Here is a 19,140-nt window from a genome sequence, read left to right on the forward strand (position 1 = left end):
GTTCGCTTTTGTTTAAAAGTGGACCTATTGAGCGGCCCCTAACTAGGCCGGAAACCGCCCCCGGGTTTGATTGGCAATCCGAACCAGAACCAGCATCAAAGGCACCTCAACAAGAACGCCAACCACTGTCGCTAAGGCCGCTCCAGATTGTAGACCAAACAGGGCGATAGCGGCCGCCACCGCAAGCTCGAAAAAGTTACTGGCGCCGATCATTGCGCCGGGTGCTGCGATGCAATGGCGGACTTTCCACAATCGTGCCCAGCCGTAGGCCAGGAAGAAAATCAGGAAGGTCTGCACGATCAGTGGCACCGCAATCAGCACGATATGCAGCGGATTGTTCAGAATGACTTCGCCCTGGAACGCAAAGAGCAGCACCAGGGTTACGATCAGTGCTGCCGGTGTAACCGGGCCAAGGCGCTTCATGAACACCTCGTCGTACCAGCGTTGCCCCCGCTTTGCGATCAGGATGCGGCGAGTGAGGTAGCCAGCAGTTAACGGAATGACGATGTACAGCACAACGGAAAGGAGGACCGTGTCCCAAGGCACCTGAATGTGGGAGATGCCCAGCAGGAACACCACAATGGGCGCGAAGGCGAACAGCATGATGATGTCGTTCAGGGACACCTGCACAAGGGTGTAGGCAGCGTCACCCTTGGTCAGGTAGCTCCAGACAAACACCATGGCGGTGCAGGGTGCGGCCCCAAGCAGGATGGCGCCGGCCAGGTATTCGCTGGCCAGTTGCGGGGCAATGAATGGCTCGAATACCACCATCAGGAAAAACCAGGCGATGGCGAACATGGTGAACGGCTTGATCAGCCAGTTCACAATGGTGGTAATAGCCAGTCCTTTGGGCTCCTTGCGTACGCCCACCACAGCACTGAAATCGATCTGCGCCATCATTGGGAAGATCATGGCCCAAATCAGAATGGCGATGGGGATGGACACCTGGGCGTATTCAAAACGGGACAATGTCTCCGGCACCACGGGGGCCAACTGACCCAGAGCCACTCCGGCGACGATGGCCAGAGCTACCCAGACTGACAGATATTTCCCGAACAGGTCCATGCCACCGCTGAGGTTTTCATTGGTAGCTTCGGCATTGCTGGTCATGGCCTACCTCTTTCCATATTGCTGACTTTACGCTGTCATATTGGTGGGCTATTATCGCAAAAAATGAATATATGGCAATCCGAATATACGGAATATCATATGAAGAGAAGAGTCCTGTTTGTCTGTACTGCCAACAGTGCGCGCTCACTGATGGCTGAAGCCCTGCTCCGTCATATGGCCGGTGACCGGTTCGAGGTGGCCAGTGCCGGCACCGAACCTGCCGAGCCCCATCCTATGGCACTGCAGGTATTGCACGAAGCGGGTGTTTCTGTCGACGGGCTCTACAGCAAGTCCCTGAAAGAGCTGCAGGGCCGCTACTGGGACTACGTAATCACCCTGTGTGAAAAGGCTGCGCGGGAATGCGTCTCGGTGGCTTCGGAAGCCCAGCAGATTGCCTGGGACTTCCCGGACCCTGCCGAAAGCAACCGCCATCTCACCTTTGCGTTGACGCTCAAGGAGCTCAAGGAGCGCATCGGCCTGTTCACCCTGGTCCATAAGAAAGAGACCAACCTGAAACCTGCCAGCTTCAACCCGGCGAGTATTTTCAAAGCGATGGCCGATGAGCTTCGCCTGGCTGCCCTGTTATTGATCAGGGGTGAGGAAAAACTGTGCGTATGCGAACTGACTGAGGCTTTTGACGTATCCCAACCGAAAGTCAGTCGCCACCTGGCGTCATTACGTGACGCGGGATTGCTGGAAACGGAGCGCCGGGGCCAATGGGTCTATTATTACCTTAACCCGTACCTGCCAGGCTGGGTGTTGCGGGTTCTGGAGGAAACCGCACACAACAATGCTGCACTGGTTGAGCAACCATTGGCCAGGTTGCAGGCCATGGCGGATCGCCCGGTAGTGCAGTGCCCCTGATCGGACACATTCCACGGATTGCGAATCCCGCAAGGAGAACATCATGAGCAAGATCAAAGTTGGTATTAACGGATTCGGCCGCATTGGCCGTTTGGCACTGAGGGCAGCCTGGGGCTGGCCGGAACTGGAATTTGTCGCCATTAACGATCCCGGGGCAGACACCCACACCCTGGCGCACCTGCTGAATTTTGACAGTGTGCATGGCCACTGGGGCCACGAAGCCGCCGCCGATGGCGATGATGTGGTGATCGATGGCCAGCGCATCCGCGTAACCCACAACAGGGCCATTGCCGAGACTGACTGGTCCGGCTGTGATCTGGTCATCGAGGCCAGTGGCGTGAACAAGAAGGTGGCGGTGCTGCAGGGCTACCTTGATCAGGGCGTGAAGCGCGTGGTGGTTACCGCGCCGGTGAAGGAAGCCGGGGCGAAGAACATCGTGTTGGGAGTGAATGACCACATCTTCGACCCGGCCAACGACCGGATCATCACTGCAGCTTCCTGCACCACCAACTGCCTGGCCCCGGTGGTGAAGGTGATTCATGAGAACCTGGGGATCAAACACGGCTCCCTGACCACTATCCATAGTCTGACCAACACGCAGACCATCATTGACGCGCCCCACAAAGACCTGCGTCGTGCCAGGGCCTGTGGCAGTTCGCTGATTCCCACCAGCACCGGTTCCGCCACCGCCATTATCGAGATTTTTCCGGAACTCAAGGGCCGTCTGGATGGCCATGCGGTGCGGATTCCGCTCATTAACGCGTCGCTGACCGACTGTGTGTTCGAAGTGAACCAGCCCACGGATAGAGACGAGGTGAACCGGTTGCTGAAAGAAGCCGCCGAGGGCGAACTGAAAGGCATTCTGGGCTACGAAGAGCGACCGCTGGTGTCCATCGACTACAAGACCGATCCCCGTTCTTCCATTGTCGATGCCCTGTCCACCCTGGTGGTCAACGGCACCCACGTGAAAATATACGCCTGGTACGATAACGAGTGGGGTTACGCCAACCGCACTGCGGAGCTGGCCCGCAAGGTAGGTTCCGCCTGATATGACCGCCGCCATCAGACAGTACCTGGTGATCACCGGCAATTACTGGGCCTTCACCCTGACGGATGGGGCTCTGAGGATGCTGGTGGTACTGCATTTTCACCAGCTTGGTTATTCGCCGCTGGAAATTGCCCTGTTGTTCATTTTCTACGAGTTTTTCGGGGTGGTTACCAATCTGGTGGGTGGGTATCTGGGCGCCCGAATGGGCCTGAACCGCACCATGAACATCGGACTGTTCCTGCAGATAGTGGCACTGGGCATGCTGGCGGTCCCCGCGGCCATGCTTACCGTGCCCTGGGTGATGGCTGCCCAGGCGCTTTCGGGTATCGCCAAGGATCTGAACAAGATGTCTGCCAAGAGTGGCATCAAGCTGCTGGTGCCGGACGAGCACCAGGGCACCCTGTACAAATGGGTGGCGATACTTACCGGCTCAAAGAACACTTTGAAAGGCGTCGGCTTTTTCCTTGGTGGTGTGCTTTTGATGGCGGCCGGCTTCAAAGGTGCCGTCATTATCATGGCGGTGGCACTGGGCGCTGTCTGGCTCGCCAGCCTGTTCCTGCTGGGGCAGGACCTGGGCAAAAGCAAGGCCAAGCCAAAGTTCAGCGAGATTCTTTCCAAGAGCCGGGCTATCAATGTCCTTTCGGCGGCGCGGATGTTCCTGTTTGGTGCCCGGGATGTCTGGTTTGTGGTGGCTTTGCCGGTCTACCTGCACACGGTCTTTGGCTGGGACTTCTGGAAAGTGGGCGGCTTTATGGCCAGCTGGATCATTGGCTATGGCTTTATCCAGACCATTGCGCCGCGCATCACTGGCAATATGGAAGGCAAACAACCCGCGGTGCTCTGGGCTGCTGCGCTGGCTCTGATTCCCGCTGCCATTGCCGGGGGCCTGATGGCAGGCGGGCCGCCACAGGTTGTGATTGTGGGCGGATTACTGTTGTTCGGGGTGCTGTTCGCCATTAACTCCTCGCTGCACAGCTACCTGATTGTCAGCTATGCCCGAGGCGATGGCGTGTCGTTGGATGTGGGGTTTTACTACATGTCCAATGCCGCCGGTCGCCTGCTGGGAACGATTCTGTCCGGCTGGGTTTACCAGGCCTACGGGCTGGAAGCCTGTCTGTGGATATCATCGGCGTTGGTGGCCATGGCAGCGCTACTGTCTTTGTTATTGCCCGAGAGACGGCCCGCAGTGGCGTGAGCCGGCCTCAGAAACGCATGACCAATCCTGCGCCGGCTTCCACCTGCAGGTAGCCGTCGCTGCGAAACCTGAGCGCGCATCCGCCGGAGCAGAACGCCGAGCCTCCCGAGTTCAGCGCGGTGTAAATGCCGCGAAGATCCAGCCGCAGGCGCAGTTGTTCGGTGAGGAAAAACTGATAGCCGCCACCGAGCGACAGAGCTGCCCGGTGGTGGTTATCGTATCTCGAGTCCTCCGGCTCCAGGCGGGTAACGCCCAGCACGCCGGAGACAAACCCACCGTAGCTTTCCCCGCCCGGAAAATAGAGCCCCCCGAACTGGAGTTGGTAGATCGTAAGATCAATGGACTCGACGCCCGGGGCGAACAGGCCGTTGTCCAGCCTGGCGGCGGTACTTTGCCGGCTGAAGTAAACTTCCCCCTGCTTGCCCGGTTCGGCCAGGTCAAAATTGAGTGCCAGCCCCTGGCTCGGGGCATCCCGGAAGTGGATCTGATCGTCGGCGCTGGCCCCGGCCGTTTCGATATCCACCGAGCTGCTCATGCGAAAGCCTGCAAATGGCGACAAGCCAACCTCTGCCACCGCTGGCGCTGGCAGGGTAAGGGCGAATAGGACCGCTGTGAAAGTTCGGAGGTTCATACATGCCCGCTCTGTATGGCTGGTTGCTGGCAAAATCCTCTGCAATGGTGTAACCATTATGGATTCTGCAAGCCCTGGTGAACCTATTTTGACAGAACTTTTGTTGGAAAACGTCAGTGTTGGCGCCCTGACTGAAGTGTCACTGGTGGTGCCTGCCGGGCAGATCGTTTGCCTGTCCGGCCCCTCCGGCAGTGGCAAAAGTCGCCTGCTGAGGGCAGTGGCCGATCTGGAACCTCATGATGGTGGCATTTATCTGGGGGGCACCCGTCAGCAAGACATGCCTGCCCATCAGTGGCGGAGCCGGGTGGTGATGGTGCCGGCTGACAGCCAGTGGTGGTTTGATGAGGTGGGAGGGCATTTCCCAGAGGACGACGGTTCGCGACTGCCGTCGGCTCTGGGATTCCCGGCCGAGGTGATGGGCTGGTCGGTTAGTCGGCTGTCCTCCGGCGAGCGTCAGCGGCTGGCCCTCTGGCGGGCGCTTTCTCTGGAGCCGGAGGCTCTGTTGCTGGACGAACCGACTGCCAATCTGGATGGCAGCAGCACGGAAGCCCTGGAAACCTGGTTGCTTGAGGAGATTCGGCGGCGGCATATCGCTACCCTTTGGGTCGCCCATGACCCTGGTCAGATTCATCGTGTGGCAGAGGCCCACTACCGGATTCACGGAACCAGACTGGAGCCTGTCCATGGAGGTGATTGACCTTGCCTGGTGGAAACTGGGGTTGGCGGCTCTGTTGATTCTGGCACTGGCCGGGACCGGGTATCTTGCCCGCCTGGGTATTACCCGCAGTCTGCTGATTGCCGGTACTCGAACTGTCATCCAGTTGGCCTTGATCGGGCTGGTACTGGAAGCCCTGTTTGCTTCCTCTGAACTTTACTGGATTGCCCTTCTTGCCGTCATCATGCTGATGGTCGCCGGCCGCGAAGTGGTGGCCCGTCAGGGCCGCCGACTGCATGGTTGGTGGGCTTTTGGTATTGGTACCGGAGCGATGTTTGTCTCTTCTTTCACGGTCACGGTCCTGGCCCTCACCGTGGTCATCGGGCCCACCCCCTGGTACGCCCCCCAATACGCCATCCCTTTGCTGGGCATGATGCTCGGCAATACCATGACCGGCGTCAGTCTGGCCCTGGATCGTCTTAATGAATCTGCCTGGCGGCAGCGGGCGGTCATCGAAAACCGGCTGATGCTGGGACAGACCTGGCAGCAAGCGCTGGAGGATATCCGCAGGGATGCCATGCGCAGCGGCATGATGCCATCGATCAATGCCATGGCGGCGGCCGGCATTGTCAGCCTGCCGGGCATGATGACGGGACAGATCCTTGCCGGTAGCCCGCCGGCGGTGGCGGTGAAGTACCAGATTCTGGTCATGCTGATCATTACTGTCGGCACCGGCTTCGGTGCATTGATCGCGGTTGCCTGGGGTGGCCGCCGGCTGTTTGATGATCGTGAGCGTTTACGGCTGGACCGGTTGGTAAGTTCCTGATGCCGGTCAGTCTGGTGCCCTGAACATCCGCGGTAACCACTTCAGGTAAGCGGTCATACCGAACAGCTCCACAAGTGACTGGAATACGACCACCACGACGGCCGGTGCCCACAGGTCGGGCAACGCCAGGGCAAAGGGGAGTACCACAAAGGAGTTGCGGGTGCCAAAGCTGAAGGTCAGGGTCCGTCCCCGTGCGCCGGGCAGGCGGAAGGCATTACTTAGCAGCTTGCCAACCAGCGCGGCGGCAAGCAGATAACCTGAAAAAATCAGGAGCAAATGAGGCAGCATGCGCCCGGTCTCCAGCACCAGGGCGATCTGTGATGCTGCAATCAGAAAAACCACCATAGCCAGGGCCGGCACCGGCAGCCAGCCCAGGTAGTGGATATAACCTGCAAGCGCAGGCCTTTTTTCAACGGTTTTCTCGGTAAGCCAGGCCAGCACCAATGGCGTAATGATCAGCCCGAAGAAGACGGGAACGAGGTGCGCGGTCAGGTTCGCACTGGCCACCTCCTCGCCGAGAAAGAGCCAGAGGTAAACCGGGAGTGTCAGAATTTGCAGAAGCAGCAGAACCGGAGTGGCTGCGATGGCCCTGCTGCTGTCCCCGCCGCCAAGGTGGGTAAAGCTGATAAACCAGTCAGTGCAGGGCACCAGCAGCACCAGCGCAATGCCAAGACGCATGGCAGGGTCTGCCGGCGCAAGGAACAGCAGCAGCCAGACGAAGGCGGGCATGATGATAAAATTGCCCGTTACCATGGCAGCATTGAACTGCCTGTCACGGATGGCCGTTGCCAGTCGGGTCAGTGGCACTTGCGTAAAGGTGGCATAAAGCAGTATGCCCAGCGCCGGCCAAAGCAGAACGTCAAACGCGTCCGCGACCGCAGGCCAGATCCAGCCGGTCATCATACCCAGAATGATCGTTGCCAGATAAAGCCAGACTTGATACCGCTCCAGCACATCTTTCATCAGGGCACCGGCTCAGCGGTTCTGTGAGGGGACTTCCCGAATACGGCCATGCTCGTCAATAGCAACATAAATGAAGAGCCCTTCGGTCACCTTCCGTGGGGCTTTGGCAGAGCGGTCCAGGGTCCAGACTTCAATGTTGATTTTCATCGAGCTGCGACCCACTTCGACCAGCTCGCCATAGCAGCCAACCTGGGAGCCAACCCGCAACGGCGAGAGGAACTCCATCCTGTCCATGGCAACTGTCGCGTTGCGGCCCTGGGAAATGCGCCCGGCCATGGTAGCGGCGGCAATGTCCATCTGCTTGACCAGCCAGCCGGCGAACACATCGCCATTGGGGTTGGTGTCCGAGGGCAGGGGAATTATCTGAATGATCAGTTCACCCCGGGGGGTGGGCTTATCGTCATCAAGCGCTGTCATGAATGAACCTTTCTGGTCTGGAATTGTTTTAGTACTGCGCATGTTAGCGGCCTGCGCGGCGTCTGCAAGAAAAATTGAACGCGCTGTTCTATATTTCAGTAGTTGTAACAAACTTGTCACAGACGGCCTTTATTGTTCACACATCGGTGAAGCAAACCCGTAAATAAAGTCAAAGTGACAAATGGAGACTCAACGTGATCAACCTTAAAACAGCCCTTACAACCGTGGCATTGGCAGGCAGCATTGCCGCCGTATCGACACCGGCCATGGCCCGCGACACCATTAATATCGTCGGCTCCTCTACTGTTTACCCGTTCGCCACCGTGGTTGCCGAGCGTTTTGGTCGTAACACTGATTTCCCGACCCCGAAGCTTGAATCCACGGGCTCCGGTGGCGGCCTGAAGCTGTTCTGTGAAGGTGTTGGCACTCAGCACCCGGACATCACCAACGCTTCCCGTCGTATGAAGAAAAGCGAGTTTGATAACTGCCAGGCCAATGGCGTCAAGGAAATCACCGAAGTACGTATCGGTGCCGACGGTATTGTTATGGCCAACTCCAAGGATGCGGATAAGATTGACCTGAGTCTGGAACAGGTCTTTCTGGCACTGGCCAAGGAAGTACCAGATCCCGACGGCGGTGATGAACTGGTTGCCAACCCGTACATGAACTGGAGCGAGATTGACTCAAGCCTGCCGGATATGGAAATCAGTGTGATGGGGCCGCCTCCGACTTCCGGCACCCGTGACGCATTCGTCGAGATCGCCATGGAGAGCGGTTGTAAGCAATTCGATATGATTGCGCAGATGGAAGACGAGAACGAGGACAGGTTCAAGAGCGTGTGTCACAGCATGCGTGAGGATGGCCCGTTTATCGAAGCCGGCGAAAACGATAACCTGATCGTTCAGCGCCTGGCCCAGGACCCGAAAACGCTGGGTATTTTCGGCTACAGCTTCCTGATGGAAAACACCGGCCAGATCCAGGCTGCGACCATTAACGGCGTTGAACCGACTCCCGAGAACATTTCCAGCGATCAGTACCCGGTTGCCCGCTCACTGTGGTTCTACATCAAGAAGGCCCACGTGGGTGTGGTTCCTGGCATCCAGGAATACGTTGCTGAATTTACCAGCGAAGCTGCCTGGGGCGACAATGGCTATCTGGTCGATGTAGGCCTGATTCCCAACCCGCGCAGTGAGCGCATGAAGATTGCCAAGGCGGCGAAGGAACTGAAGCCGATGACTGGTAACGAGCTCTAAGCCGTACCAGAGAGCGTCAGGGATGACGAAGAAGGAACGCGGGCCATCGGGTCCGCGTTTCTTTGTTACGTTCGTATGAATATTCTGGCGCGACAAACTGGCAAAATAGTCGCCCAGCGAATTTAAAGCCATCAATACAGAGACTGATATGCAGACGGCTAATCTTCTGCCCCTGGTTCTGGTTCTTGCAGTGGTTGCCTATGGCCTCGCATACATGCGATCCCGGGCCGTGGCGGCACCCCTGGGCGGCATCCGGAACCTGAAGGCACTACCTTTCTACTATGCGGCGCGAGCGTCACTGTGGTGCGCCATCCCGGCTCTCGTTGTGCTGGCAGTCTGGGCCGGTTTCGAGGGCAGGGTTATCCAGGGCATTGTGATCGCCTCATTGCCGCAGGATACCTGGCCGGAATCTGCCGGGCAGGCCAGCCTCATTCTCTCCCAGATCAGCAACGTGGCGGCGGGCAAACTCAATCCTGAGTTCGTGCCGGAGCATATAGCAGGCGCTGCTTCGCTGCTTGAAACCATGGAAAGCCGGAGCGAAAACTTCAAGGCTGTCCTCGTTATTCTGATCGCCGTACTGGGGGGAACGTTTGCATGGACCCGCGTCGCACCCCATGTAAACGCCAGAAAAAACGTTGAAACAACCCTGCGTCGGATTTTCTTTGTATGTGCCGCGCTGGCGGTATTGACCACTGCAGGCATTGTATTTTCGGTGATTCTGGAAACCGTACGTTTCTTTGGCAGAGTGCCGATTACCGAGTTTCTGTTTGGTACCACCTGGAGCCCGCAAACCGCGTTACGGGCCGATCAGGTGGGTTCCGAGGGTGCCTTTGGTGTTATCCCGCTGTTTACCGGTACTCTGTTGATTTCTGCCATTGCTTTATTGGTTGCCGTTCCCGTGGGCCTGCTCTCTGCCATATACCTGTCTGAGTATGCCAGTAAGCGAATGCGCTCAACGGTAAAACCGGTACTGGAAATGCTGGCGGGCATTCCAACCGTAGTTTACGGCTTTTTCGCGGCATTGACCGTTGCCCCGTTTATCCGGGACGTTGCCCAGATGGTGGGGCTGGAAGCCTCTTCACAGAGCGCGCTTGCTGCCGGGCTGGTGATGGGCATCATGATTGTGCCATTTGTGTCGTCGCTGTCGGATGACGTGATCAATGCAGTGCCGCAGACCATGCGCGATGGCTCACTGGCACTGGGTGCCACACAGTCGGAAACCATGAAGAAGGTGATTTTTCCGGCGGCCCTGCCGGGCATCATTGGAGGCATCCTGTTGGCGGCCTCCCGTGCCATTGGCGAAACAATGATCGTGGTGATGGCGGCTGGGCTGGCGGCCAACCTGACGGCTAATCCGCTGGAGTCGGTGACAACAGTGACCGTTCAGATTGCAACACTGCTGGTGGGTGACCAGGAGTTTGACAGCGCCAAGACCCTGTCGGCGTTCGCCCTGGGTATGCTGCTGTTCATTGTTACGCTGCTGCTTAACGTGGTTGCACTCAAGATTGTCCGGAAATATAGGGAACAATATGACTGATCGAGGTTCTCAGGCGGACATTGTCCGCAATTCCCTGAAGCGCCGGTACCGCAAGGAACGCCGATTCCGTCTGTACGGTCTGCTGGCGATTTTCATTGCACTGGCGTCTCTGTTCATCCTGTTTGCCGACATTATCAGCAAGGGACATACCGGGTTCGTAAAAACCACGATCACCCTGGAGGTGAACCTCGATTCGGGGATGATGTATCTGGATGATCCAACCGACGAGGATCAACGCTCCATGGCGGATTTTGTTGCGCCGATCGTCGCCGCATTGCAGGAGCATATTCCGGAGGCGGACAGCGCGGCCGAAAGACGCGAGCTCGGTCGTTTTCTGGGTACCTATGCAGCCAGCGAGGTCCGCGATCTGCTGACCAGAAATCCGGAGCTTCTGGACACCACCCAAACAATCGAGTTTCCGGCCCACGATCGGGTGTCGGTATACGTCAAGCATGCGGACAATCCCCGGTACAGCATCAAACTGTCCGAACAACAGCAACGCTGGGTGGACGAGTTGTTGGAGAAAGGGGTGATCGATACCAGCTTCAACGACGTGCTGTTCAGCCGGGGTGACTCCAGGGAGCCGGCCAACGCGGGTGTTCTTGGTGCAATTGTCGGCTCTCTGCTGACCATGCTGGTGACCCTCGCCATCTCGTTCCCCGTGGGTATTGCAGCGGCCGTTTACCTGGAAGAATTTGCACCCCAGAACAAGATTACCGATTTTATCGAGGTAAACATCAACAATCTGGCCGCGGTGCCATCGATCATCTTCGGTCTGCTGGGTCTCGCGGTTTTCATAGGTCTGTTCGGTATGCCCCGCTCCGTGCCCGTGGTGGGCGGCCTGGTTTTGGCGCTGATGACATTGCCGACCATCATTATTTCCAGCCGCGCCGCCATCAAGAGTGTGCCACCCTCCATACGCGAGGCTGCCGAGGGTATTGGCGCCTCCAAGATGCAGGTGGTGCTCCATCATGTGGTCCCACTGGCAATGCCCGGCATGCTGACCGGTTCAATAATCGGCATGGCGCAGGCCCTGGGTGAGACGGCCCCGTTGCTGTTGATCGGTATGGTGGCTTTTATTGTGGATATACCGAACGGATTTTTCGATTCAGCCACGGTGTTGCCGGTACAGATTTACCTTTGGGCAAGCAGTTCCGAGCAAGGATTCGTAGAGCTGGCCTCTGCCGCCATCATGGTGTTGCTCACCTTCATGATCAGTATGAATGCACTGGCGATCTGGCTGCGCAAGCGCCTCGAGCGTCGCTGGTAAGGAGAATGTTATGAACACGATGAACCCCAGTATTTCTGCGGAAGCCAATACGACAGACCAGGGAGCAGCAATTACAGTGCCTGAAGACAAGCCAGAGGATACGGTACTTGAAGAAGGCAAGACCGTTGGAAAACCGTTTGCCGACGACCCCAAATTCAAGCTCCGGAATGTGGATGTCTCCTATGGCGCCGACCGGGCTATCAAGAATATCAGCCTGGATATTGCCAGGAACGAAGTGATTTCATTCATCGGGCCATCGGGTTGTGGTAAATCCACCTTTCTGCGCTGCCTTAACCGGATGAATGACAGTATCGATATCTGCCGGATCAAAGGGCAACTGATGCTGGATGATGAGGACATCTATCACTCGAAGAGAGATGTGGTCGAGCTCCGTGCCCGGGTGGGCATGGTATTCCAGAAACCGAATCCCTTCCCCAAGTCCATTTACGACAATGTGGCCTATGGCCCCCGGATTCACGGCCTGGCAAACCGCAAGTCCGACCTGGACGAAATCGTGGAAAACAGTCTGCGCAAAGCCGGGCTGTGGAACGAAGCGAAAGACCGCCTGGATTCGATCGCAACCGGCATGTCCGGTGGTCAGCAGCAACGTTTGTGCATCGCCCGTGCCATTGCCGTCAGTCCGGAAGTGATCCTGATGGACGAGCCCTGTTCCGCCCTGGACCCGATTGCCACCGCACGTGTGGAAGAGCTGATTGCCGAGATGTCCGAAAGCTATACCATCGTGATCGTGACGCACTCCATGCAGCAGGCGGCGCGTGTGTCTCATCGAACCGCATATTTCCATCTGGGGCATCTGGTTGAAGTGAATGAAACCAACAAGGTCTTCACCTCGCCGGAGCACGAGCTCACCGAATCCTACATCACCGGCCGCTTCGGCTGAGCCCGGTACGCTGAACACTGGAGAAACGAGTTATGCCAACGAAAAAGGACGATGTTTACGGCGATCATATTTCGCACAAGTTCAATGACGAGCTGATGGCGCTGAAAAGCGAGTTCCTGGAAATGGGCGGCCTGGTGGAATCCCAGGTGGACCGTGCCATCACTGCACTGGTGGAGAACGACGGCCACCTGGCGGATGAAGTCCGAGCCACTGACAAGAAAGTCGACCAGATGGAAATTGAGATCGACGAGGAAGCCACGCTGATCATCGCCCGTCGACAGCCTACCGCGCGGGATCTCCGACTGGTGATTTCGGTCATCAAGATGGTGGCAGACCTGGAGCGTGTCGGTGACGAGGCCAAGAAAATCGCCAAGTTTGCCATCAAACTGTCAGAGGAAGGCCAGGCACCCCGCGGCTACGTGGAGGTGCGCCACATTGGCAACCACGTGCTGAGCATGTTGCACGATGCCCTGGACGCTTTCGCCCGCCTGGATTCCGAGCAGGCACTGCGGATCATGAAGGAAGACAAGCGGGTGGATGAGGAGTACCAGGCCGCCACGCGCACACTGCTGACGTTCATGATGGAAGATACCCGTAACATTTCCCGCTGTATGTCAGTGATGTGGATTCTGCGTGCGCTGGAGAGGGTGGGGGATCATGCCTGTAACATCGCCGAGAACGTGATCTTCATGGTCAAGGGCGAGGATGTTCGGCATACGCCGGTGGAAGAGGCCGAGAAGGTGGTTGGCCGCTGAGTCCGGTTTTGCCCTTGTAGTCTTCTGGTTTGGATGTTTCCGCCGGGCCGGGGGCACTGTTCAGGACACGCCCGTGACTACGTCCCTGTAGGGCTCGGTCGCGCCATCCCTGGCGCTCCACGGTCCTGAACAGTGGCCCCGGCCCGGCTTTGCAAACCTCGCAGATATCGCCTGGCTTTGAGACCATCAGGCCTGCTTCATTTTATCGGTATAGGGCGGCCACCCGAGGGGTTTGCCGGCCAGGAGATGCAGGTGGATATGAAACACCGTCTGCCCTGAGTTCTCTCCGCAGTTCATCACTGTCCGAAAGCCGTCGTCGGCGAAGCCCATCTCCTTTGCCAATTTGGCAGCCACCCAGTACAAATGGCCGACAAGCTCGCGATCATCTTTTTCGATGTCGTTGATTGTTGCGATTTCCTTTTTCGGGATGATCAGCAGGTGTACCGGTGCCTGGGGGTTGATGTCCCGGAAGGCCAGGCTGGTGTCGTCTTCATAAACAATGTCCGCCGGAATTTCGCGGTTGATGATCTTGGTGAAGATTGTTTCCGACATAGTGTTTCCCTTTTGGTGAATGTTTGCCAGAACAGCGGCTTACAGTTGTCTGAATCCTGGTAACCGCTCCGCCAGCTGGCGGATGACCGGGGGCAGTTCGTCGTCGATACCCATAGCGTATTTGGCCACCCGGTTTCTGGCAAATGGCATGGCCCTGGCCGCCCCCAGTCCCAGATTACGTAGCAGGTGCAGTGGTGGTGTGCGATTGCTGAACAGGTGGTAGAACACGTCCATGGCCAGCATCATGCGGCGGTTGGCGGGGCGGCGTTGCTGTTCGTATTCGGCCAGTCGTGCTGGTGTCGCCAGGTTGCTGCCGGCACGCCTGGCCTCGCGCAGAACGGACTGAAGGCAGCGGGCGTCCTGGAAGCCGAGGTTAACGCCCTGGCCTGCCAGCGGGTTGATGGTGTGGGCGGCGTCGCCAACAAGCACTACGCGATTGTTGACATAGTTTTTGGCGTGTTGGCGTGCTATCGGGAAGCTGGCTCTGGCATCAATATGCGTCAGCAAAGGCAGTTCTGGTGGAAATGCGTTCTGTATTTCCGCCATCAGTACGCTGTTGTCCAGTGACTTGAGGCGCGCCAGCTCTTCCGGGGAGTCGTACCACACCAGCGAGGCCCAGCTTTCACCATTGCCGCCAGCGTGCAGGGGCAGGAAGGCTCGTGGGCCGCTGGGGTAGAAGCCCTGCCAGGTAATGTCCTGTGCCGCGCCCTGGTAACGCACGGAGATCACCATCGCCTGTTGCTGGTACTGGTCGCGGGTGACGCCAATGCCGGCCAGGCTGCGAACGCCGGAGTTGGCGCCGTCCGCGCCTACCACCAGTTCACCGGTCAGTTCTCTGCCATCGTCCAGTGTCACCGTGGCCTGGTCGGCGCCATTATTGAGGCTGGTGACGGTGTGGCCGGCAAGCAGGGTGACCGACGGCTGTGCAGAAGCGCTGTTCCAGAGTGTCTGCTGGGTGATGCGGTTCTCTACAATATGGCCAAGATGGCTGGCGGACAGATGGCGGGCGTCGAACACCACCTCGGCAATCTTGCGGGACAGTACGCTACTCAGCGGGTGGTCGGCTTCATCCCATACGGCCAGGCGGGAATAGGGGGTGGCCCGCATCGCGAGGATGTCTGGCCAGGCTCCGAGCTCGGTCAGGTAGCGTTCACTGCCAGCACTCAGGGCTGATACCCGGATATCAGGAGACTGACCCGGATCGTAGGAGGGGGCAGCCCCCTGGTCCACAAGGCCAACGCGAAAGCCGCTGCTGCCAAGGCCGGTGGCAAGGGCAGCACCGACCATGCCGGCACCAACAATAACAACATCAAAGGCTTGGGTCATAACGGGTTCCTGTCTGATAGGCCCAGTTTACGCGATGGGCGCGTTCAGACAAGCGGCCCGGATCAGACCAGCGCCTGTTGGTGCTGTCAGTAACCCGCGACGTTGGCCGTAGGGCTGTCTGTCAGCGACTCTGCTCTGCGGGTGCGGCCTTTCAGCCACGCCGGTTTCTGAGCCCCGGGCTTGACGAAGCCCTGCTCCAGAACCATGGGGTGGACCAGGTTCAGGAAGTCCTCGGTTTTCATGTGAATGGACTCGGTATGGGTGCCGGCGGCAAAGGCCAGTTCCGGTTGCCGGGTCAGGGCTTCGGCACAGTACACCGACATATCAAAGAGGTTGCCAAACGGAGGCATGGCGCCCACTTCGCACTCGGGGAAGCGGTCCTGGAATTCCTGTTCGTCCGCCAGGTCAACAAAGTCGGTATCGAGAATATGGCTTAACCGGTCCCAGCGGATTCGCCAGGTTGCCGGCATGACCAGCATGGCCATCTTGCCGTCGAGTTCGATAATCACGGTTTTTACCACCCGGTCACCGGCTATCTTGACGTGGTGGGCCAGTTCCTGGGCGGTAAAGGCAGGGGGATGGGACAGACACATGTACTCGGTGCCTGCCTGGTCGAGGTATTCCTTCAACTGCTGTACCGGCATCGTGACAACCTCCTACCAGCAATGACAGCGTTACTGGAACCGATGGTTTCTGTGTGCCCGGCTCCGGTGGACTGACGGTGGCGCCGGTGTTCGAGCGCCCCGCCATATTGGTCAGCTTAGTTGAGCCCGCTCAGAATGCGAGTTACAGAATGTGTTGTTGAGATACCGATCACTCGGTTTTGTAGACATGCACATCCCGCTGAGGGAAGGGAATAGTGATACCTTCGGCATCAAACGCCTTCTTAACCTTCTCGTGCATGTCCCAGTAGTACGGCCAGAGGTCATCGGTGGCAACCCAGGGACGGAACATCAGGTTGACCGAATTGTCGCCCAGCCCGGCCACGCAGATACGGGGTTCCGGATCTTTCAGGGAGCGTTCATCCTCATCGAACAGGCGCTGGAGAATGGCTTTGGCCTTGTCGATATCATCACCGTAACCAATGCCAAAGGTCATGTCGCATCGGCGCTTGTCGTAGATACTGACGTTTACGAGCGTTGCGTTAGACAGGCTGCCGTTGGGGATGACGATACGACGGTTGTCGAAGGTGTTCACCACCGTGTAGAGGATCTGGATCTCGGCGACCGCGCCAAGGAAACCCTCGGCTTCGATGGTGTCGCCCACCTTGAAGGGCTTGAAGATCAGGATCAGCACGCCGCCGGCAAAGTTGGCAAGGCTGCCCTGAAGGGCCAGGCCTATGGCCAGGCCGGCGGCACCGATGACGGCAATGAACGAGGTGGTTGCAATACCGATCATGGAGGCGACCGAGATCAGCAGCATGATCTTTAAAATGGCGCTTATCAGGCCGCAAAGGAACTTGTTCAGGGTCGGGTCTTTCGCGCCGAGCTTCTTGTCGAGCACGGCAATGAAGCGATTAATCAGCCATAGGCCAATAACCAGCGTAACAATGGCCAGCAAGAATTTCGGGGCGTACGTCATGATAAGCGCTATGGCCTGATCCCACAGCTCTGTGGCATCTATATTCTGTCCCAGAAGATCTTCCATTCAGTGACTCCTTGTTCGAAATTGGTTGTTTGTGTCTTGAATCCTGCCCGGTTCAACGGCAATCGGGTGAAGTGGTATGGCTGCCCCTGTTATAGCAGAGATTTATGGCAAACGTGTAACCGCCATGCCCGATTGGGCAACGGCGATTTACGTTTCAGATCTGCGAGTGGCCCACTCTGTGATGGTTTCTGGCCCACCCTGCACAGCAATCCGGCCTTCTTTCTGGCTCAACTGGTAGTCATACATCGGGTCGTAGTAGTCCTCCAGCAGGCCCTGAATCCATTGGTGATGCGCGCTCCGATCCCCTGTCCTTGCCTGTATATCGAGGGCATTCTCCATCAGTTGTCGCAGCCGGCTGTGGCGCTCACCGCCGAGACGCTTGCGGATCCGGTCCAGGGCACTGAGCAGATAATCGCGGAAGTTGAGCCAGCCGGCCTCCTCGCCGTCCCGGAGGGCGTAGTCCGTGGTCATCTGGTCGACATAATCTTCCCGGATAATCCTGACCCGTTCCTCAACAGGCTGGTCGAGCACCATCAGCGGAGCTTCTGCCATGCGTTCCCGCAGGCTTTCCGGCAAGGCGCAGCGGCCCACCAGTCGACTCTCGTCTTCCAGACAGATCGGCCCACCAACATGGTGATGTGCCTTGAGCATGGCAGCGGCCAGAGCGTTTTCGAAGTCGATCTGCGAGGGCTGGGGTGTTACCTGTCGTCCGAAGCTGGAGCCCCGGTGATTGGCCAGCCCTTCAAGGTCTATCGGATTTGGCAGTTGTTGCAGCACCCGGGTTTTACCGGTACCGGTGCGGCCGCTGAGAATGACAAATCCGGACGATTTGATCAGTGCTTCCAGGCTATCGATGAGGAAGCGGCGCATTGCCTTGTAACCACCAGTAACCAGTGGGTAGTCGATGCGGGCGTCACGGAGCCACTGCTGGCTCAGACGCGAACGCAGGCCACCACGAAAACAGAACAGGTAGCCGTCCGGATTATCTGCGGTGAAGCGCCGCCAGGCGTCAAGGCGCTGGGCTTTGATATCTCCGGAAACCAGTTGGTGGCCAAGCCTGATGGCTTCGTCCTGTCCTTTTTCCTTGTAGCAGATGCCCACCCTGTGGCGTTCTTCGTCGTTCATCAGGGGTGCGTTGACGGCACCGGGAAAACTGCCTCTGCTGAACTCGACGGGGGCCCGCACGTCCATCAACGGCACGTCGTTGAGAAACAGGGAAAGGTAGTCGCTGGTATCGGGTCTGGACGGCATGACAGGTTCGGGTTCGTGCTGGAAATGAGGCAGCAGTATAACGGACATGAGGTTTTTTTGCTTACAATGCCCCCCTGGCTTGTGCTCCGGAGTATCCATGATCCCTGACATTCTTGACCAGCACCTCGCAAAAACGCTGAGCCGTGGACGGGTGGCAGCCACAGCTCCGGCGGGATGTCCTGACATTTCGCTGTATCTTTTCGATCCTTCGGTTCTGGAAGGCCCGATCAGTCACGATGAAGCCCAGGCCGTAGTGGCCGAACCTGCGTATTGGTCGTTTTGCTGGGCCAGTGGCCAGGTCCTTGCGGCCTATATTCTGGCCAATCCTCATCTGGTCAGGGGCGAGACGGTTCTGGACTTTGGATCCGGCTCGGGCATTGTTGCGATTGCCGCAGCTATGGCCGGGGCGCGAGAGGCTATCGCCTGTGATATCGACCCGGCGGCACTGGATGCTGTGGGAGCCAATGCCAGGCTGAACGGCGTAGAGGTGTCTCTGTGTGATGGCTGGAACAGCCGGCCAAGCAATGTGGGAGTTGTGACCGCGGCGGACGTATTGTATGACCCGGATAACCGGCCCCTGTTGTCCGTCTTCACATCGGCTGCGCCTCGGGTGTTGCTGGCCGATTCGCGGATAAGGGATCTGGGAGATGAGCGGTACCGGCAGCAAACGGTCATCGAAGCTCGTACCTGGCCCGACCTGCACGAGTTCGAGGAGTTCAATCGGGTCCGGATTTATCAGGCAACAGAGGGGGCGGCCGGATAGATAAACAAAAAAAAGGGCAACCTCTCGGTTACCCTCTTTCGGAACAGGCGCCTCCGTGCGCGGTGGGCAACCATCCCGTTGCCGTATTCCCTTGCCACTCCCTGGGGCCGGCGTCCGAGCCGGCGATCCGATTAGGTTTCCCTTAAGCGAGGCATCCCTGTGTCCTTGCCTCTCCC

At 58.0% G+C, this 19,140-nt stretch carries 20 protein-coding genes; 11 read left to right on the forward strand and 9 right to left on the reverse strand.

What is annotated here, in order from left to right; all coding sequences use genetic code 11:
• Positions 1 to 42: 42 nt before the first annotated feature.
• Positions 43 to 1,110, reverse strand: a complete 1,068-nt coding sequence (gene arsB, locus ABJM11_RS17820; protein ID WP_348294060.1) for an ACR3 family arsenite efflux transporter — start codon at positions 1,108 to 1,110, stop codon at positions 43 to 45.
• 99 nt (positions 1,111 to 1,209) lie between these two features.
• Here arsB and ABJM11_RS17825 point away from each other — a divergent pair, with 99 nt between their 5' ends.
• Genes ABJM11_RS17825 through arsJ form a run of 3 tightly spaced genes read left to right on the forward strand, consistent with a single transcriptional unit; the run spans position 1,210 to position 4,217 of the window.
• Positions 1,210 to 1,974 (forward strand): metalloregulator ArsR/SmtB family transcription factor, encoded by a 765-nt coding sequence (locus tag ABJM11_RS17825; RefSeq protein WP_348294061.1) that lies wholly within the window; start codon positions 1,210 to 1,212, stop codon positions 1,972 to 1,974.
• A gap of 43 nt (positions 1,975 to 2,017) precedes the next feature.
• A complete protein-coding gene (locus ABJM11_RS17830) occupies positions 2,018 to 3,022 on the forward strand; it encodes an ArsJ-associated glyceraldehyde-3-phosphate dehydrogenase (RefSeq protein ID WP_348294062.1) in 1,005 nt (334 codons plus the stop codon).
• 1 nt (position 3,023) lies between these two features.
• Positions 3,024 to 4,217 (forward strand): organoarsenical effux MFS transporter ArsJ, encoded by a 1,194-nt coding sequence (arsJ, locus tag ABJM11_RS17835; RefSeq protein ID WP_348294063.1) that lies wholly within the window; start codon positions 3,024 to 3,026, stop codon positions 4,215 to 4,217.
• Between the two features lie 7 nt (positions 4,218 to 4,224).
• Here arsJ and ABJM11_RS17840 read toward each other — a convergent pair whose 3' ends face one another.
• Positions 4,225 to 4,848 (reverse strand): hypothetical protein, encoded by a 624-nt coding sequence (locus ABJM11_RS17840; protein WP_348294064.1) that lies wholly within the window; start codon positions 4,846 to 4,848, stop codon positions 4,225 to 4,227.
• 88 nt (positions 4,849 to 4,936) lie between these two features.
• Between ABJM11_RS17840 and ABJM11_RS17845 the strand changes: the two genes are divergently transcribed.
• Entirely contained in the window at positions 4,937 to 5,545 is a 609-nt protein-coding gene (locus ABJM11_RS17845) for an ATP-binding cassette domain-containing protein (RefSeq protein ID WP_348294066.1), read from the forward strand.
• A complete protein-coding gene (locus ABJM11_RS17850) occupies positions 5,532 to 6,329 on the forward strand; it encodes an ABC transporter permease (RefSeq protein ID WP_348294068.1) in 798 nt (265 codons plus the stop codon). The genes ABJM11_RS17845 and ABJM11_RS17850 overlap by 14 nt, the downstream gene beginning before the upstream one ends.
• Before the next feature lie 6 nt (positions 6,330 to 6,335).
• Here ABJM11_RS17850 and ABJM11_RS17855 read toward each other — a convergent pair whose 3' ends face one another.
• On the reverse strand, positions 6,336 to 7,292 hold the full coding sequence (locus ABJM11_RS17855; protein WP_348294069.1) for an arsenic resistance protein: 957 nt from the start codon (positions 7,290 to 7,292) through the stop codon (positions 6,336 to 6,338).
• Positions 7,293 to 7,304: 12 nt separating this feature from the next.
• Positions 7,305 to 7,709 (reverse strand): acyl-CoA thioesterase, encoded by a 405-nt coding sequence (locus tag ABJM11_RS17860; protein WP_348294070.1) that lies wholly within the window; start codon positions 7,707 to 7,709, stop codon positions 7,305 to 7,307.
• Positions 7,710 to 7,903: 194 nt separating this feature from the next.
• Between ABJM11_RS17860 and ABJM11_RS17865 the strand changes: the two genes are divergently transcribed.
• From ABJM11_RS17865 to phoU, 5 genes are all read left to right on the forward strand, one after another.
• On the forward strand, positions 7,904 to 8,962 hold the full coding sequence (locus ABJM11_RS17865; protein WP_348294071.1) for a substrate-binding domain-containing protein: 1,059 nt from the start codon (positions 7,904 to 7,906) through the stop codon (positions 8,960 to 8,962).
• Between the two features lie 148 nt (positions 8,963 to 9,110).
• A complete protein-coding gene (pstC, locus tag ABJM11_RS17870) occupies positions 9,111 to 10,499 on the forward strand; it encodes a phosphate ABC transporter permease subunit PstC (RefSeq protein ID WP_348294073.1) in 1,389 nt (462 codons plus the stop codon).
• Positions 10,492 to 11,769 carry a phosphate ABC transporter permease PstA gene (gene pstA / locus ABJM11_RS17875; protein ID WP_348294075.1) on the forward strand — a complete coding sequence of 426 codons (1,278 nt, stop codon included), beginning with the start codon at positions 10,492 to 10,494 and terminating at the stop codon, positions 11,767 to 11,769. Before pstC ends, pstA begins: the two co-directional genes overlap by 8 nt.
• 10 nt (positions 11,770 to 11,779) lie before the next feature.
• Positions 11,780 to 12,670, forward strand: coding sequence for a phosphate ABC transporter ATP-binding protein PstB (gene pstB / locus ABJM11_RS17880; RefSeq protein WP_348294076.1), 891 nt, complete (start codon positions 11,780 to 11,782; stop codon positions 12,668 to 12,670).
• Between the two features lie 32 nt (positions 12,671 to 12,702).
• The gene (gene phoU / locus ABJM11_RS17885; RefSeq protein ID WP_348294077.1) at positions 12,703 to 13,425 is read left to right on the forward strand and encodes a phosphate signaling complex protein PhoU; all 723 of its coding nucleotides are present in this window, start codon (positions 12,703 to 12,705) and stop codon (positions 13,423 to 13,425) included.
• Positions 13,426 to 13,611: 186 nt separating this feature from the next.
• Here the strand turns inward: phoU and ABJM11_RS17890 are convergent, their stop codons facing one another.
• From ABJM11_RS17890 to mnmH, 5 genes are all read right to left on the reverse strand, one after another.
• Positions 13,612 to 13,977, reverse strand: a complete 366-nt coding sequence (locus tag ABJM11_RS17890) for a histidine triad nucleotide-binding protein (RefSeq protein WP_348294079.1) — start codon at positions 13,975 to 13,977, stop codon at positions 13,612 to 13,614.
• A 39-nt stretch (positions 13,978 to 14,016) separates the two neighbouring features.
• Positions 14,017 to 15,303 (reverse strand): FAD-dependent monooxygenase, encoded by a 1,287-nt coding sequence (locus ABJM11_RS17895; protein WP_348294080.1) that lies wholly within the window; start codon positions 15,301 to 15,303, stop codon positions 14,017 to 14,019.
• 86 nt (positions 15,304 to 15,389) lie between these two features.
• Positions 15,390 to 15,947: a YbaK/EbsC family protein gene (locus ABJM11_RS17900; protein ID WP_348294081.1), complete on the reverse strand. Its 558-nt coding sequence runs from the start codon at positions 15,945 to 15,947 to the stop codon at positions 15,390 to 15,392.
• Between the two features lie 169 nt (positions 15,948 to 16,116).
• Positions 16,117 to 16,950 carry a mechanosensitive ion channel domain-containing protein gene (locus ABJM11_RS17905; protein ID WP_348294082.1) on the reverse strand — a complete coding sequence of 278 codons (834 nt, stop codon included), beginning with the start codon at positions 16,948 to 16,950 and terminating at the stop codon, positions 16,117 to 16,119.
• 147 nt (positions 16,951 to 17,097) lie between these two features.
• Positions 17,098 to 18,201, reverse strand: a complete 1,104-nt coding sequence (gene mnmH / locus ABJM11_RS17910; protein ID WP_348294242.1) for a tRNA 2-selenouridine(34) synthase MnmH — start codon at positions 18,199 to 18,201, stop codon at positions 17,098 to 17,100.
• A 97-nt stretch (positions 18,202 to 18,298) separates the two neighbouring features.
• Here mnmH and ABJM11_RS17915 point away from each other — a divergent pair, with 97 nt between their 5' ends.
• Positions 18,299 to 18,964 (forward strand): 50S ribosomal protein L11 methyltransferase, encoded by a 666-nt coding sequence (locus ABJM11_RS17915; protein ID WP_348294083.1) that lies wholly within the window; start codon positions 18,299 to 18,301, stop codon positions 18,962 to 18,964.
• Positions 18,965 to 19,140 lie beyond the last annotated feature (176 nt).

The sequence above is a fragment of the Marinobacter sp. genome (assembly GCF_039977835.1).
Taxonomy (GTDB): domain Bacteria; phylum Pseudomonadota; class Gammaproteobacteria; order Pseudomonadales; family Oleiphilaceae; genus Marinobacter.